The sequence below is a fragment of the Acidisoma cellulosilyticum genome (genome assembly GCF_020621385.1).
GTDB lineage: Bacteria > Pseudomonadota > Alphaproteobacteria > Acetobacterales > Acetobacteraceae > Acidisoma > Acidisoma cellulosilyticum.
Window position 1 is genome coordinate 357698 of sequence record NZ_JAESVA010000003.1, and the last position, 13821, is coordinate 371518.

Genomic DNA, 13821 nt, shown 5'->3' on the forward strand with positions numbered 1-13821 from the left:
GCAACAGATAACGGGGAGTGGCCCGCTTCGGCAATATCCCGTTTATTCCCCAGGCTGGCAGAGCAAGCTTGCCTTGCTCACATTGTCTTGGCGTGCCGGGCTGCATCGACGCAAATCTTTAACGCTCGAACGGCATCGCGACATGAAGGTGGTCGATCGCAAAGCCATGCCGAAGCTGCAGCATGTCGCCGACCCGGCGACGGTGGCAGGTACAGGCATCGGCCTCGTAGCAGAGCAGGCAGCTCAGGCTGGCGCGGGCAATCTCCCCCGCCTCAGCAAGCGCCACCTGCGCTTCCGGGCGGGCGAGGCTCTGTTCCACGATGTCCCAGAACAGCGGCCACTGGCGCCTGCGGTTTGCTTCCCGCCCCGGCGCCGGCGTGCCGAGCGCGCGGAGATGGACATAGGCAATGCCGGCCTCATCCAATCCCGCCGCCAACTGGCGTTTGGAAAAACCGGCGCGACGCGACAGCGGCAGGTCGCGCACGTCGATCAGCGTTTTGACGCCCGCCGCCCGCAAGGTCGCGATAAAGGCGCCGAAACCTGCCTTTTCGTAACCGATGGTCAGCAGACGGGACACAGGCGCGGGCGAATTGCGGACAGCCGTCGATATTGCCATGGGCTCCGCCTTGTCATCGTGCTTTCATGCAGCTTGTGCCGCATGAGCCTCCTCCGCAATGGTGGTCAAACTTCCTCTGCCGCAGAGGGAATTCCCCGCCTCGCCCAGAGTGTGATCGGACTGAAAGCCTGTTCATGAAGACTGCTACCCGCCGTTTTTGTCTCGGACTAGCCTTGAGCCTGCCGCTACTGGCCCATCCGGCATTGGCGTCAGCGACAGACCTCGCCGCGCATCGCGCCTTCTATAAGCTGACCCTCGACTCGACCGAGAATGGCGGGGTCACCAATGCCGCCGGGGCGATGGAGTATGAGGTCATCAACGGCTGCACCGGCTGGGCGACGCAGCAGCGGCTGGACATGACCGTGCTGGACCGGGAAGGCGGCGACACCCATACGGTCTCCGACTATTCGACCTGGGAATCGAAGGACGGACGGCAGTTCCGCTTCCGCATCACTCAGAATACCAATGATCAGCGCGAAGTGCGCGCGGGCTACGCGGAATTGCCGCCGGGCCGGCCCGGCTTCGCCGTCTATACCCAGCCCAGCGCGCGGCGGGTGGTGCTGCCCGCAGGCACGCTCTTCCCCATGGCGCAGACGGCCGCCGTGCTGGCAGCCGCGAAAGCGGGAAAACCCTTCCTGGCGGTGCCGATCTTCGATGGCACGGCGACTGACGCGGTGGAGAACACCTTTTCCATCATCACGCAGCACGGGCAAGTAGTGCCAACCGCCTTCGCGCCTTTGGCGCATATGCCGACGGTCCTGGTCCATATGGCCTATTACGGCACGGACCGGACGCAGATGCTGCCGGATACGCTGCTCGCCATGCGCTATTGGGACAATGGCGTCGCCGATCAGCTGACCATGGATTTCGGCAATTTTACGCTCGCCGGCCAGCTCGCCCAGTTCCAGCTGCTGCCGAGCCACTGCAAGTAGCTAGCTTCCGACGCGCAGGCCGCTCGGGGTCATCTGCGCGATCGGCGCACCCTGCTGAACGCCCGCCGGCCTGGGCTGGATAAAGCCATAGGTCGGATAGACGGTCACACCCCAATTATGGGACGGCGGCCACCAGACGCGTACCGCCGTCCAGTCATTGCCAGCCGAGACATCCATCACCGGCTGGCTTTTGGTGATGCGATAGGGAACCCAATTCGCCTGATCGACGATGACCTGGCGCGGTGAGACGATGGCGGACACGACCGCCAGATGCCCGCTCGGCAGCCGGCCGGTGCGCCGGAATACGAGGACGCTGCCCGGTGCCGGCGCGCTGGCTTCGGCATAGCGGCCGCGCGCGGCCCGCCACCACTGCCAGGCATCGCCCTGCAGCGGCATGCCGGAGACCTGGCGGGCATAGGGCACGCAGGTCATCGCGGTCGCCTGCCCATAGGCCCCATAGCCGCCACCGCAGCCGGCCAAGGTCAGGCAAGCTGATAGCGCGAGCCAAACCCAGCCCCGAGCCGCCAAGCCTTGTCCAGGTCGCATCCCAAGGGATCCTATTTATCAGAAGGCGTTAGTCTGCTTTCCTAATCTATCAGGCGATCTGACTTCTATAGAGAATTGTCGGATCAAGCGCAGGCTTTCCGGGCTGCCCGGCTTGCCCGGACGGCGTCCCGGTGCTTTGCATGGGTCATGCAGGTTTCGGCACCAAAGGTGACGGCGATGACGCCCGACACGGATCTCGATTTCACCGAGGAGGAGATTCAGCGCTATTCCCGGCATATCCTGCTGCCTGAACTGGGCGGCAGCGGCCAGGCGGCGCTGCGTCGGGCGCGCGTGCTGATCATCGGGGCGGGCGGGCTCGGCTCGCCGCTGCTGCTCTATCTGGCGGCAGCCGGCGTCGGCACCATCGGCCTCGTCGATGACGATCAGGTCGATCTCTCAAACCTGCAGCGGCAGATTGCCCATACGACCGATCGGTTGGGACAGGACAAGACCGCGTCCGCTGCTACAGCCGCGCGCGCCATCAATCCGCTGATCAATGTCGAGCAACACCGGCTGCGCCTGGACGAAGCGACCGCGCCGGACCTCATCCCCCGCTACGACATCGTCTGCGACGGCTCGGACAATTTCAAAACGCGCTACCTGGTGGCGGATGCCTGTGTCGCCGCACGACGCACCTTGGTCTCGGCCGCCGTGCTGCGTTTCGAGGGGCAGCTGAGTGTCTTCAAGCCGCACAGTCATTCTGGCGGGCCATGTTACCGCTGCCTTTATCCGGAAGCGCCGCCGCCGGGTTTCGCCCCCTCCTGCGCCGAAGCAGGCGTCCTGGGTGCCGTCACCGGCGTCATGGGGGCAATGCAGGCAAGCGAGACCGTCAAGGAAATTACGGGCATCGGCGAAAGCCTCTCCGGCCGGCTGCTGCTCTGGGATGCGCTGGCCACCCGCTTCCGCATGATCCGGCTGGCGCGGGACCCCGCCTGCCCGGTATGCTCCGCCGCATGAGCGCAATTCCAGGTCTCAGTATCCTGTTGATCTCCGGCACGCATGAGCGGGCGCATTACGCCTTCGCGCTTGCCGCCGGCGCCGCTGCGCTCGGGCGCCGGACATCGATCTTCGCGACCAATCGCGGCTGCTTCGCGCTGGAGACGGACTGGTCTGGCCTCGACAATGCCACCAGGGACAGAACCATCCGCGCCCGCGGGGTCGCCGGTTTTGACGACCTGCGGGACGCCTGTCTGGAACTCGGCGTCCGTCTGCTCGCCTGCGACGCCGGGCTGAAATCCGAGGATCTTTCAACGGCGACTTTGCTGCCCGCAGTGCAGGTCACCGGTATCGCTGCCTTTCTGGCGGATAGCGCCGAAAGCCAGATCGTCACGCTGTGAGGGATCGGCGAACACACAAGCTTGAGCGCAGGACCGGAAATTTACCCTCGCCTTGACCCCGGGTCACTTGCTTGGCAGGCAGGACTTATGATCTTCCGATCCCGCCGCATCCTCACCCTCTCGGTCATCGCCAGCCTTTTGCTTCTTCCAGCGCTGTGCGGCTTTGCCGCGCATGCGGATAGTCCGGCCACGCCAGCCGCAACCGCTCCGGCGAAGCCGGCCTTCAATCCCAATATCGGCTCATCCAGCGGTCTGCCCTTGCCGCGTTTCGTCTCTCTTCGCGCCGATGAAGTGAATATGCGTGTCGGCCCCGGCGATCAGTATCCCATCCTGTGGGTCTATCACCGCGTCGGCCTGCCGGTGGAAATCCTGCGCGAATATGACGTCTGGCGCCTGGTAATCGATTCCGACGGCACCAAGGGCTGGATGCATGAAGCGACGCTGGTCGGCACAAGGCATTTTGTCGTCAACGGTCAGCAGCCGGTCACGCTCTACCGTCACTCGTCCGACGGCGCGGACCCGGCGGCCCAGCTGATGCCCGGCGTTGTCGGCCTGATCGAACGGTGCGATCCGCCCAGCGACTGGTGCCGGGTCCGTGCCGGCCATACCGGCGGCTGGCTCAAGCGGTCCGAATTCTGGGGCGTGCTGCCGGGCGAGAAACTCCCTGCCAAATAACCAGCCCAAGCTGATCCTGGCGACATCAAGCCCGGGCGAAGTCCGGGCTCTCGCGGTGCGCGGAGAAATGGCGCTCGATACCGCCATCGAAAGGCCCGGCGGTCCGCTCGGACTAGACGACCGCGTCATCGGCCGGATCACGGCGATCGTGCCAGCCATGGCCGGCGCCTTCGTCGCCTTGCCCGGCAGCGAGCCGGACGGTTTTCTACCCAATACGGCAGGTGCCGCCGGCCTGGCCGAGGGGACCTATCTGGCATTGCGCGTTACCCGTGGGCCGCAGGGGGGCAAAGGCTGCCGGCTCGCGGCCTGGCCGGACCCTGCCGACGGGTCGTTCAAGGGGCCGCCACGCCTGCTCGCACGCGGACCCGGCGCGGTGGAACGCCTTGCCAGCCTGCATCCTGATGCCGCCATCCTGGTCGACCGGCCGGGCCTTGCCGCCGCATTGCCGCAAACCTTGCGTCCGCGCGTCTCGGTCGGACTCGGCGATGAGGCTGGCTTGGCGCAGGCAATCTGGGCCGCTTTGGCGGAACCTGACGTCACGCTGCCGAACGGCGCCCGCTTTTCCATCACGCCGACACCGGCCTTGACCGCGATCGATGTCGATACCGGCAGCGCCACGGCCGAGAAACGCGCCAAGAAGGACGCGCAGCTCGCGCTCAACCGCGCGATCATCCCAGCGGTCCTGCGCCATATCCGCCTGCGCCATCTGGCCGGCGCCATCCTGGTCGATCCCGCCGGGCTGGCGCAGCGTCAGCGCCCGATGCTGGCGGATGACTTCCATACAGGCCTCGCCGCCGATCCGGTGGGCGCCAAATTTCTGGGCTTCACGGCACTGGGCTTGGGCGAAATTCAACGCAGCCGACGCGCCCCGCCCCTTCACGAATTGCTGACCGGCGACCATGCGGCCGGCTTGGAAGCCCTCGCCGCTTTGGCGCTTGTCCTGGACGCAAGGCCCTCCGCGCGGGACAGGCTTGCCGTGTCGCCCGGCGTGCTTGGCGCCATCGAAACAGATTCTATCGCGTTAGAGCAGTTCCGGGATCGCACCGGACGCACACCATCCCTATATAAGGAAAGCGTTTTTCAAGATCGTTACCGGCCCTGGCGGCTGGTCACGGATTTGTAACGCTGATACTCATCAAAAAGTCTCTCGGCGCGTCTGCGACCGGGTTGCGACACTTTATAGGCAGGGCCGTTCCGAATGCAGGTTTCTGAAACACGGAAGCATCAACCGCATTCGGCGATGGATAAGGCGGCCGTTCAGGCCGCGTACAAGCGTTGGGCCGGTGTTTACGATGGGCTGTTCGGCGCCATTTCCAGCCGCGCGCGCCGTCAGACCGTCAGCCTGGTCAATAGCCTGCCCGGCCGCGAGGTGTTGGAGGTGGGTGTCGGCACCGGTCTCGCCTTGCCGCTGTATACGACCCAGAAACGCGTCACCGGCATCGATCTCTCGTCCGAAATGCTCGCCCTTGCCCGGCAGCGGACCGCGAAGATGAATCTGACCCATGTCGCCGGCCTGCACGAAATGGATGCCGAGGCGACCGGCTTCCCGGATCAGAGCTTCGATATCGCGGCCGCCATGTTCGTCGCCTCCGTCGTGCCAAACCCCAAGCAGTTGATCGCCGAGATGCGCCGCCTGGTTCGTCCCGGCGGCCATCTTCTGTTCGTGAACCATTTCATCGCCAATGCGGGCCCGCGCCGCTGGGTGGAAGAGGTCATGGCGCCCGCGTCCCACGCGCTTGGATGGCATCCCGATTTTGCGATGGAAGCGTTGTTCACGCCCGCCGAAAAGAAACGCGCCATCATTCGCGGCTGCGCGCCCTTTGGGATTTTCACCCTCGTCCATCTGCCGCAAGAACCGGCCTGACCGCGCGAAACCTTCGGCAGAACCGCATAAACCACCTTTTCGCGCAGAGCAGCGGTCCGTCCAGGGCGCGCCCTGTCGCAAGCAAAGAGTTCTCTGCACAGATCGGCTGTGGTAGCGAACCTTCGCTCTGTCTCCTGTCCGGAGAGCGAGCGAGGGTCCGCCCAGCTGGCTGCATGGCAGCCATCGGCTGTGGCGGCACGCGATATATACTCGGTGCGGCGTCTTTCCCGTAAAGAATGCGCTTCCCGAAGATACAGGAAAGACGAAACCTGATCATGGAGAAGCCTGCTACCGCGATTGCCGCCGAGCGGAGCTTACCCCTCAGCCCAGAGCTTGCGGATTGGATTGCTCTTCTCAAGCCGCGGGTCATGAGTTTGGTGGTGTTCGCCGGCGCTATCGGCATGTTGCTCGCCCCCGGCCATATCAATCCGCTGGTCGCCGTCGGTGCCGTCGTGTGCATCGCCATCGGCGCGGGTGCGGCGGGTGCCATCAATATGTGGTACGACCGCGATATCGACGCCGTCATGCGGCGCACGGCCAATCGCCCGATTCCGGCGGGCCGCATGGCGCCGCTGCCCGCGCTGATCTACGGGATCGTGCTGTCTGTGATTTCGGTCATCGCCATGTTCGTGCTGACCAATTGGGTCGCGGCCGGCATGCTGGCCGTCTCCATCGCCTTTTATGTGCTGATCTATACGATGTGGTTGAAGCGCCGCACGCCGCAGAACATCGTCATCGGCGGGGCCGCCGGCGCCTTCCCGCCGATCATCGGCTGGGCCGCCGTCACCGGCAGTATCGACCTCGTGCCGATCCTGATGTTCGCCATCACCTTCTTCTGGACGCCGCCGCATTTCTGGTCGCTGTCGCTATACGCGAGCGGGGATTACGAGCGCGCCGGGGTGCCGATGCTGCCCGTTGTTCGTGGCCCCCGCATCACCCGCATCAATATCCTGGTCTATACGCTGATCCTGCTGCCGGTGGCGGCCAGCCCCTGGATGGTCGGCTTCGTCGGCCTGCCTTATCTCGTCATCAGCCTCATCCTCAGCGGGTTCTTCATCTACTACGCTGTGCGCGTGATGCAGGACGGTCGCGGACCGGGTGGCGATACGGTTTCGGACAATGCGCCGGCCCGCAAAGCCTTCCGCTTCTCGCTGCTCTATCTTTTCCTGCTCTTCCTGGCGCTCGCCGTCTGCCACGCGATCCCTTGATCGCGCCTAAGGCCGCGCAGGACTAGCGGCCGCCTCCTTTTCCGGTTTGAGTGGGCAGGCGCTGCTTTGCGCCGCTTAACCGGAAGGATAGCCCATGACCGCCTATGACCGCCTTGCGACGCGCTTCGCCCGGATCGCGACCGTGAACGAGGCGATCTCGATGCTGAACTGGGATGCCTCCGTCATGATGCCGCCGGGCGGCGCTGCCGCGCGGGGCGAGCAATTGGCCGTGCTGTCCGGCCTCTCCCACGAACTCGCGACCGCATCGGCGCTGGCCGATGATCTGACCGAGGCCGAACTCAGCCCGCCGGCCGACCCCTGGGCTGCCGGCAATCTCGCCTTGATGCGCCACAGACAGCAGCAGGCGGCTGCCCTCCCGGCCGATCTCGTGGAAGCGCAGAGCCGCGCCAATTCAGCCTGCGAATCCGTCTGGCGCGGCGCGCGTCAAACGTCGGATTTTGCCGCCGTCCGGCCTTATCTGGCGGAGGTCGTGCGCCTGACCCGCGAAGCCTCCATGGCACTCGGTGAGGCTTTCGGCCTGACGCCTTACGATGCGCTGATGGATCTCTATCAGCGTGGCATCGGGGCCGCGGACGTGGAACCCATCTTCACCGCCTACGAAGGGTTCCTGGCGGATGCCCTGCCGCTCGCGGAGGCGATCCAGGCCGGGCGAGGCATCCCCACGCCTCTGCCGGGTCCTTTCCCGATCCCGACGCAGGAAGCCCTCTGCCGGCGCCTGTCAGAATCGGCGGGGCTCGATTACCGCCATGCCCGTCTTGATACCTCGGCCCATCCCTTCAGCGGCGGAACGCCCACCGATAACCGCATCACCAGCCGCTATACGGAAGACGAGTGCTTCCAGAGCCTCATGGGCGTGATGCACGAAACCGGGCATGCGATGTATGAGGCCGGGTTGCCCCGAGCCTATGCCCGCCAGCCGGTGGGCGAGGCCGCCGGCATGGCGGCCCATGAAAGCCAGTCACTGCTGATCGAGCTGCAGGTCTGCCGCAGCGACGCTTATCTGTCCTGGCTCGGCCCGCAACTGGCCGCATCCTTCGGCGGCGATCCCTCGCTCTATGCGACGGGCAATCTCGGCGGCTTGCTACGTCGGGTGGATCGCGGCTTCATCCGGGTCGAGGCCAATGAAGTGACTTATCCGGCCCATGTCATTCTGCGCTTCCGGCTGGAACGCGCGCTCATGGCCGGCGATCTCTCGGTCGATGACCTTCCCGGCGCCTGGAACGAGGGCATGCAATCCCTGCTCGGCATCACGCCGCCCGATGACCGTCGCGGCTGCCTGCAGGATATCCATTGGTATGACGGCGCCTTCGGCTATTTCCCGAGCTATACGCTGGGCGCGATGGCGGCCGCGCAGATCATGGCGGCGATCCGTCGCGCTGTGCCGGATGTGGACGAGGCGATGTCCAAGGGCGATCTGTCGCCGCTGCTCGGCTGGGTCAGGCGCGAAATTCACGGCCGCGCCAATTCGCTCGGCTTCAATGACCTGATGGTGGCGGCCACCGGCAAGCCCCTGGAATCAGCCGATTTCACGGCTCATCTGACGGCGCGCTATCTGACCGCATAAAATGGATGGCTGCCGGCCAGCGATATGACAGCTTGATTGCCCGGCACCCCCTTGATCCCGGCGGCTGGCTGCGCTACCCAGCCGCCCACGCCAAGAGCGTCGCGGCCCAGGTAGCTCAGTTGGTAGAGCATGCGACTGAAAATTGCAGTGTCGGTGGTTCGATTCCACTCCTGGGCACCATTTCTCCCCTAAGGCCTTAAATTCATCCGTTGCTAGCCGCGAAATGCGCCTCCGTCGGTCCCACGACGCGTGCATCGACGGTCACGGCATTGGACTTGCCCTCCCGCGCATCCGAATAGATCACGCTCATCCAATGGGCCGAGCCCATCGTTTGCAGATCGACGATCGGCGCGACATCCATCTGGCAATGCCGGACGCGGGAGAAGAGGCCGCCGCTCGTTTCCTTGATATTGGTGATATTGAAGCCGGTGCGGCCGAGGTCGGTGCTGATCTGGCTGGTGGCCAGAGCGGTGACACTGTCATCTCTGCAGGATGGCGCCGCGTAGTGGCGTTGAAAGAGAAAGACCGCCAGCGCGCAGGCACCGACGAGGAGAAGGGCGGATATAATACGATCGATCATGGCGCGATCCTCTAACCGCGCCATGTTTCCGCACTATGTCTGAGAGATGAAACCGCGCGTAAACTGTGATCCTGTCCAGCAATCCGCTGCCCCCATTCGGGAGACTGCCTGATGTCGATGGATGATCGTCCCGCGCTCGGTCGGCGTGGCTTTGTCATGACAAGCCTGATCACCGGCTTCACGCTCGCGACCGCGCGTGCGGAGGCAGCGCCCATCCATACCGATGCCGCCGGCCTCGATGTCGGTGAGGTGCAGATGCCCGTGGCGGACGGCACGCTGCCCACCTATTTCGCGCGACCGGCCGGTGTCGCGAACCCACCTGTCGTCGTCGTCGTCGAAGAGATTTTCGGCGTCCATGAATATATCAAGGATGTCTGCCGCCGGCTCGCGAAGCTGGGATATTTTGCCGTCGCACCCGAGCTCTATGCGCGGCTCGCCGATCTGTCGAAAATGACCGATCCGCATGAGATCATCGCCAAGGTCATCTCCAAGGCGCCCGACGCCACCATGCTGTCCGACCTCAGCCATACCGTCGATTGGGCCATCGCGCAGAAGGGCGACGCCGATCGCCTGGCCGTGCTCGGCTTCTGCCGCGGCGGCCGCGATGTCTGGCTTTTTGCGGAGCATGACAAGCGGCTGAAGGCGGCGGTCGCCTTCTACGGCCCGGTCGCCGGCACCACCAGCGCTATTCAGCCGACCAATCCGATCGACAGGGCGGCCGATCTCAATTGCCCGTTGCTCGGCCTCTACGGCGGAAAAGACCCCAGCATCCACGCGAGCGACGTCTATGCCGCCCAGGCCAAGGCGGCCGCCGCCGGCAAGACGGTCGAGATCATCTATTATCCCGACGCCGGACACGGATTTCATGCCGATTACCGGCCGAGCTACAATGCTGCGGATGCCGCCGCCGCCTGGGCTCAGGCCATCGCCTGGCTCCGGAAATACGACATCGGCTGATTTATTGATCGATCAAAATAACCGGCACTGACAGCACAAAAATTGCAGACATGACGGAAAGCGCGGTCTAGCCTGACGGCATGAGCGAGCTTCCTGACCTTCCGGCGACCGCCCTTGTCACGGCCTATCGAGAGCGGCAGCTGTCGCCTGTCGATGTCACCCGCGCGGCACTCGCCCGCATCGACGCCTGGGACGAGGCGATTTGCGCCACCTGGGCGATGGACCCCGAAGGCGCAATGACCGCTGCACGCCAGTCCGAAGCGCGCTGGATGGCCGGAACTCCCGCCGGCCCGCTCGACGGCGTGCCGGTGACGGTGAAAGAGAATATCGCGACCAAGGGTGTCATCATGCCGGCCGGTACCGCCGCCATTGATGCCGCAATCGCGACTGAGGACGCGCCCGCCGCCGCCCGCCTGCGCGAAAGCGGCGCTGTCATCCTCGGCAAAACCACCATGCCGGATTTCGGCATGCTCTCCTCCGGCCTGTCCAGCTTTCATCGCCTGGCCCGCAATCCCTGGAACCTCGCCATGAATCCCGGCGGGTCGAGTGCCGGCGCTTCCGCCGCCGCCGCTGCCGGCTATGCGCCGATCAATATCGGCACGGATATCGGCGGCTCGGTGCGCCTGCCCGCCGCCCTGTGCGGGGCTGTCGCGCTGAAGCCGAGCTTCGGCCGCATTCCCGTCTCACCCCCCTTCCTCGGCCGCGCCGCCGGGCCCATCACCCGCACGGTCGCCGACGCCGCACTCGCCATGCAAGTGCTCAGCCTGCCGGATGCACGCGATTACATGAGCCTGCCGCCGGCGGATCTGGACTGGTCGGCCGAACCGCTCCCCTTGCGTGGCCTGCGTATCGGGCTTTGCCTGCATACCGGCATCGGCAGCGATCCGGAGCCTGAAATCGTCGCAGCGATCACCGATGCCGCCAGGCTTTTCGCGGAAGCCGGCGCCATCGTCGAACCGCTCGGCCCCTTCCTGCGCCTGGAGATGGTCGAAGGTCTCAACCATTTCTGGCAGACGCGCTTCGGGTCGGACACAGCCAGCCTGTCAGACGCTCAACGCGCAAAAATCCTGCCCTATATCCGTGATTGGATCGAAGGCGGGGATGCGCTTTCGGGTCGTGACGTCTATCGCGGCTTCACCCAGATCCCGGCGATGAGCCAAGCCACACAGAAAGCGACACAGGCTTTCGACTATGTGTTGCTGCCGGTTTGGCCAACCGTCTCCTTCCCGGCGGAATTCGCGAGCCCGCTCAACGATCCGGCGCGGCCCTTCGACCATATCGGCTATTGTGTCGGCTTTAATATGAGTGAGCAGCCTGCGCTGTCGGTGAACTGCGGCTACGCGCAGAACGGCATGCCGATCGGCCTGCAGATTTCCGGACGCCGTTTCGACGATGTCGGCGTGCTGCGCATGGGGGCCGCTTTCGAGGTCATGCGCGCTCCGCAGCGCCCTTGGCCGCGGCTGGACAACTAGAGCGTTCCTGTTCGCTTATGCTCACAGGTGCCGCTCTAGTTTATTGTTTTTGCGAGCATCTTCACCCGGCCAGATGATTCCATCTGACCGGGATCTGCTCTAAAGCCGCGGGGCGGCGCCGTCACCGAGATCGGCGAGGTAAAGGGCGATCATACGGCGCGCTTCCTGACCGAAGCCCTGCGGCTGCCCGTCGGTCTCGGGCACGAAAGACCAGATGGATTTCATCACGCCGAGCATGAGCAGGACCGCCCCATCATCCGTGGCATAGGTCTTGTCGTGATAACGCGACAGGATGCGCGCCAGCGCATCCTTGAAGGTGTCGCGCATCTGCTGGCGCCGGATCATGCTGTCATTGGGAAAATCGATCAGTTTCAGCGTCACCGTCCGCTGCGGACGCAGGCTGTCGCCCATCGCGACCAGGGCATCTGCCATCGCCTCGGGGGACAGCAGCGAGGCGCGTGCGACGATTTCCGCCAGGGATTCACTCAGCGTCGCGCCATAGCGTTCCAGCAAGGCCGCGACCAGCACATCCTTGGTCGGAAAAAAGCGATAGAGCGAACCGATGGCCGTCGAAGACTGGGCGGCGATTTCCGTCATCGTCACCGCCTCGTAATCCTTCTCGGCGAAAAGCGCGATGGCCGCAGCCAGAATGGCGTCCACGCGGTCCCGGCCGCGTTGACGTTTCGGGAGGAGCGCCTCTGCGACCAGAGCGTTTGTGTTTTGAGAGGACATCCTCAACTATCCGTTCCGCGATATACGCGCCTGACCATCCTGACCCGATCCCATTCTACCGATGTTTTTGTCCGTCACCGGTCTTCTTTCGGAGCTTTAGCATGCTCATGCCTGATCCGCGCAAAGCGGCACTCGCTTCTATTGAGCCTCGGCGAATTATCCTGACATTGACTGACACGTCAGGCGCAACCGAACAGGTCTCGGTTTTTGGTTGAAACAATCGAGGCGACCCGCAACCTGGACGCGCTCCGCCCGCGCAACTGGCCGGTCCAGTGGCGCTGGCTGGTTCTGGTGCCCTTGTCCCTGATCTTCGCGGTGCTGCTGGAAATGCTGCGACTACCGGCGGCCCTGCTGCTGGGGCCGATGGCCGCCGCCATTCTCCTGGCAAGCCAGGACGGCACGGTGCGGATCGCCCCGCCGGTCTTTGTCACCTGCCAGGGCATCGTCGGCGCGATGATCGCCGTCAATCTACCGGTCTCGATCTTCCCGGTCATGGTCGCGGACTGGCCGGTTTTCCTGCTTGGCACGCTGTCCACCCTCCTCGCCTCCAGCCTGCTCGGCTGGATTCTCTCCCGGTCCGGCGCTCTGCCGGGAACGACGGCGATCTGGGGCTCGGCCCCGGGCGCGGCGACGGTGATGACGCTGATGTCCGAGCAGTTCGGCGCCGATATGCGGCTGGTCGCCTTCATGCAGTATATGCGCGTCGTCGCCTGCGCCGTGGTCGCGACGCTGGTCTCCCGTTTCATCGGCCATGGCGGCGGCAGTGCAGCGCCACATTGGGTCGCGCTCCCGGCCGCCTGGTTGCCGGTCGCGACGGCGATTGCTGTCGCGCTGATCGGCGCCTATGCCGGGGTAAGGCTGAAAATCCCCGGCGGCGCGATGCTGACGCCCATGATCCTGGGCATGATGTTGAAATTATTCACGCCGCTGCATCTGGACCTGCCGCCGCTGATCCTGGCGGCCAGCTATGCCGTCGTCGGCTGGGCGATTGGCATGCGCTTCTCCGCCTCCGTGCTGCGCTATGCGAAGAAGGTTTTTCTGCGCGTCGTCACCTCGATCCTGGCGCTGATCCTGATCTGCTGCGGCTTCGGCGCCATCCTTATGCTCGTCACCGGGGTCGATCCGCTGACGGCCTATCTGGCGACAAGCCCGGGCGGGGCCGATTCCGTCGCCATCATCGCGGCCTCCAGCAAGGTCAATATGCCCTTCGTCATGACGATGCAGATCGCACGCTTCCTGTGCGTGCTGATCGTCGGGCCGGCCATCGCGCGACTGCTCTCGAAGACGAGCCCGGCGCCGCGCCGGGTCTGACCGGCA

General features: G+C 64.8%; 15 protein-coding genes and 1 tRNA gene. 12 read left to right on the forward strand and 4 right to left on the reverse strand.

All coding sequences use genetic code 11. The annotated features are described in order from the left end of the window. Nucleotides 1–118 precede the first annotated feature (118 nt). Nucleotides 119–616: a DUF488 domain-containing protein gene (locus tag ACELLULO517_RS10395; protein ID WP_227307298.1), complete on the reverse strand. Its 498-nt coding sequence runs from the start codon at nucleotides 614–616 to the stop codon at nucleotides 119–121. Between the two features lie 134 nt (nucleotides 617–750). Between ACELLULO517_RS10395 and ACELLULO517_RS10400 the strand changes: the two genes are divergently transcribed. Continuing rightward, nucleotides 751–1548, forward strand: a complete 798-nt coding sequence (locus ACELLULO517_RS10400) for an EipB family protein (RefSeq protein WP_227307299.1) — start codon at nucleotides 751–753, stop codon at nucleotides 1546–1548. On the opposite strand, the gene ACELLULO517_RS10405 is transcribed toward ACELLULO517_RS10400, so the two are convergent. Next, nucleotides 1549–2094: a CHAP domain-containing protein gene (locus ACELLULO517_RS10405; protein ID WP_227307300.1), complete on the reverse strand. Its 546-nt coding sequence runs from the start codon at nucleotides 2092–2094 to the stop codon at nucleotides 1549–1551. It lies immediately after the preceding gene. A gap of 177 nt (nucleotides 2095–2271) precedes the next feature. On the opposite strand from ACELLULO517_RS10405, the gene ACELLULO517_RS10410 reads away from it, so the two are divergent. The 8 genes from ACELLULO517_RS10410 (at nucleotide 2272) to ACELLULO517_RS10445 (ending at nucleotide 8943) form a co-directional block, all read left to right on the forward strand. Further along, nucleotides 2272–3051 carry a HesA/MoeB/ThiF family protein gene (locus ACELLULO517_RS10410; RefSeq protein ID WP_227307301.1) on the forward strand — a complete coding sequence of 260 codons (780 nt, stop codon included), beginning with the start codon at nucleotides 2272–2274 and terminating at the stop codon, nucleotides 3049–3051. After that, nucleotides 3048–3431, forward strand: coding sequence for a DsrE/DsrF/DrsH-like family protein (locus tag ACELLULO517_RS10415; RefSeq protein ID WP_227307302.1), 384 nt, complete (start codon nucleotides 3048–3050; stop codon nucleotides 3429–3431). Before ACELLULO517_RS10410 ends, ACELLULO517_RS10415 begins: the two co-directional genes overlap by 4 nt. A gap of 87 nt (nucleotides 3432–3518) precedes the next feature. Further along, nucleotides 3519–4106: an SH3 domain-containing protein gene (locus ACELLULO517_RS10420; RefSeq protein ID WP_227307303.1), complete on the forward strand. Its 588-nt coding sequence runs from the start codon at nucleotides 3519–3521 to the stop codon at nucleotides 4104–4106. 67 nt (nucleotides 4107–4173) lie between these two features. After that, entirely contained in the window at nucleotides 4174–5229 is a 1056-nt protein-coding gene (locus ACELLULO517_RS10425) for a ribonuclease E/G (RefSeq protein ID WP_227307304.1), read from the forward strand. A gap of 75 nt (nucleotides 5230–5304) precedes the next feature. Further along, nucleotides 5305–5970 (forward strand): class I SAM-dependent methyltransferase, encoded by a 666-nt coding sequence (locus ACELLULO517_RS10430; RefSeq protein WP_227307305.1) that lies wholly within the window; start codon nucleotides 5305–5307, stop codon nucleotides 5968–5970. Nucleotides 5971–6245: 275 nt separating this feature from the next. After that, nucleotides 6246–7178 carry a heme o synthase gene (locus ACELLULO517_RS10435; protein WP_227307306.1) on the forward strand — a complete coding sequence of 311 codons (933 nt, stop codon included), beginning with the start codon at nucleotides 6246–6248 and terminating at the stop codon, nucleotides 7176–7178. 94 nt (nucleotides 7179–7272) lie between these two features. Further along, a complete protein-coding gene (locus ACELLULO517_RS10440) occupies nucleotides 7273–8763 on the forward strand; it encodes a carboxypeptidase M32 (RefSeq protein WP_227307307.1) in 1491 nt (496 codons plus the stop codon). Nucleotides 8764–8867: 104 nt separating this feature from the next. Then, a tRNA-Phe gene (locus tag ACELLULO517_RS10445) sits at nucleotides 8868–8943 on the forward strand. A 22-nt stretch (nucleotides 8944–8965) separates the two neighbouring features. Here ACELLULO517_RS10445 and ACELLULO517_RS10450 read toward each other — a convergent pair. Next, nucleotides 8966–9343 (reverse strand): hypothetical protein, encoded by a 378-nt coding sequence (locus tag ACELLULO517_RS10450; protein ID WP_227307308.1) that lies wholly within the window; start codon nucleotides 9341–9343, stop codon nucleotides 8966–8968. A gap of 111 nt (nucleotides 9344–9454) precedes the next feature. Between ACELLULO517_RS10450 and ACELLULO517_RS10455 the strand changes: the two genes are divergently transcribed. Together ACELLULO517_RS10455 and ACELLULO517_RS10460 are read left to right on the forward strand one after the other, a co-directional pair. Continuing rightward, nucleotides 9455–10300: a dienelactone hydrolase family protein gene (locus ACELLULO517_RS10455; protein ID WP_227307309.1), complete on the forward strand. Its 846-nt coding sequence runs from the start codon at nucleotides 9455–9457 to the stop codon at nucleotides 10298–10300. Nucleotides 10301–10380: 80 nt separating this feature from the next. Continuing rightward, entirely contained in the window at nucleotides 10381–11772 is a 1392-nt protein-coding gene (locus tag ACELLULO517_RS10460) for an amidase (protein ID WP_227307310.1), read from the forward strand. A gap of 99 nt (nucleotides 11773–11871) precedes the next feature. Here the strand turns inward: ACELLULO517_RS10460 and ACELLULO517_RS10465 are convergent, their stop codons facing one another. Beyond that, entirely contained in the window at nucleotides 11872–12504 is a 633-nt protein-coding gene (locus tag ACELLULO517_RS10465; RefSeq protein ID WP_227307311.1) for a TetR/AcrR family transcriptional regulator, read from the reverse strand. A 207-nt stretch (nucleotides 12505–12711) separates the two neighbouring features. Here ACELLULO517_RS10465 and ACELLULO517_RS10470 point away from each other — a divergent pair, with 207 nt between their 5' ends. After that, nucleotides 12712–13815: an AbrB family transcriptional regulator gene (locus tag ACELLULO517_RS10470; RefSeq protein WP_227307312.1), complete on the forward strand. Its 1104-nt coding sequence runs from the start codon at nucleotides 12712–12714 to the stop codon at nucleotides 13813–13815. The last annotated feature ends 6 nt before the right edge of the window (nucleotides 13816–13821 follow it).

Excerpts from the sequence above, each read along its gene's own strand:
- ACELLULO517_RS10395 (WP_227307298.1), bottom strand. The coding sequence starts at position 616 with ATGGCAATATCGACGGCTGTCCGCAATTCGCCCGCGCCTGTGTCCCGT.
- ACELLULO517_RS10400 (WP_227307299.1), top strand. The coding sequence starts at position 751 with ATGAAGACTGCTACCCGCCGTTTTTGTCTCGGACTAGCCTTGAGCCTG.
- ACELLULO517_RS10405 (WP_227307300.1), bottom strand. The coding sequence starts at position 2,094 with ATGCGACCTGGACAAGGCTTGGCGGCTCGGGGCTGGGTTTGGCTCGCG.
- ACELLULO517_RS10410 (WP_227307301.1), top strand. The coding sequence starts at position 2,272 with ATGACGCCCGACACGGATCTCGATTTCACCGAGGAGGAGATTCAGCGC.
- ACELLULO517_RS10415 (WP_227307302.1), top strand. The coding sequence starts at position 3,048 with ATGAGCGCAATTCCAGGTCTCAGTATCCTGTTGATCTCCGGCACGCAT.
- ACELLULO517_RS10420 (WP_227307303.1), top strand. The coding sequence starts at position 3,519 with ATGATCTTCCGATCCCGCCGCATCCTCACCCTCTCGGTCATCGCCAGC.
- ACELLULO517_RS10425 (WP_227307304.1), top strand. The coding sequence starts at position 4,174 with ATGGCGCTCGATACCGCCATCGAAAGGCCCGGCGGTCCGCTCGGACTA.
- ACELLULO517_RS10430 (WP_227307305.1), top strand. The coding sequence starts at position 5,305 with ATGCAGGTTTCTGAAACACGGAAGCATCAACCGCATTCGGCGATGGAT.
- ACELLULO517_RS10435 (WP_227307306.1), top strand. The coding sequence starts at position 6,246 with ATGGAGAAGCCTGCTACCGCGATTGCCGCCGAGCGGAGCTTACCCCTC.
- ACELLULO517_RS10440 (WP_227307307.1), top strand. The coding sequence starts at position 7,273 with ATGACCGCCTATGACCGCCTTGCGACGCGCTTCGCCCGGATCGCGACC.
- ACELLULO517_RS10450 (WP_227307308.1), bottom strand. The coding sequence starts at position 9,343 with ATGATCGATCGTATTATATCCGCCCTTCTCCTCGTCGGTGCCTGCGCG.
- ACELLULO517_RS10455 (WP_227307309.1), top strand. The coding sequence starts at position 9,455 with ATGTCGATGGATGATCGTCCCGCGCTCGGTCGGCGTGGCTTTGTCATG.
- ACELLULO517_RS10460 (WP_227307310.1), top strand. The coding sequence starts at position 10,381 with ATGAGCGAGCTTCCTGACCTTCCGGCGACCGCCCTTGTCACGGCCTAT.
- ACELLULO517_RS10465 (WP_227307311.1), bottom strand. The coding sequence starts at position 12,504 with ATGTCCTCTCAAAACACAAACGCTCTGGTCGCAGAGGCGCTCCTCCCG.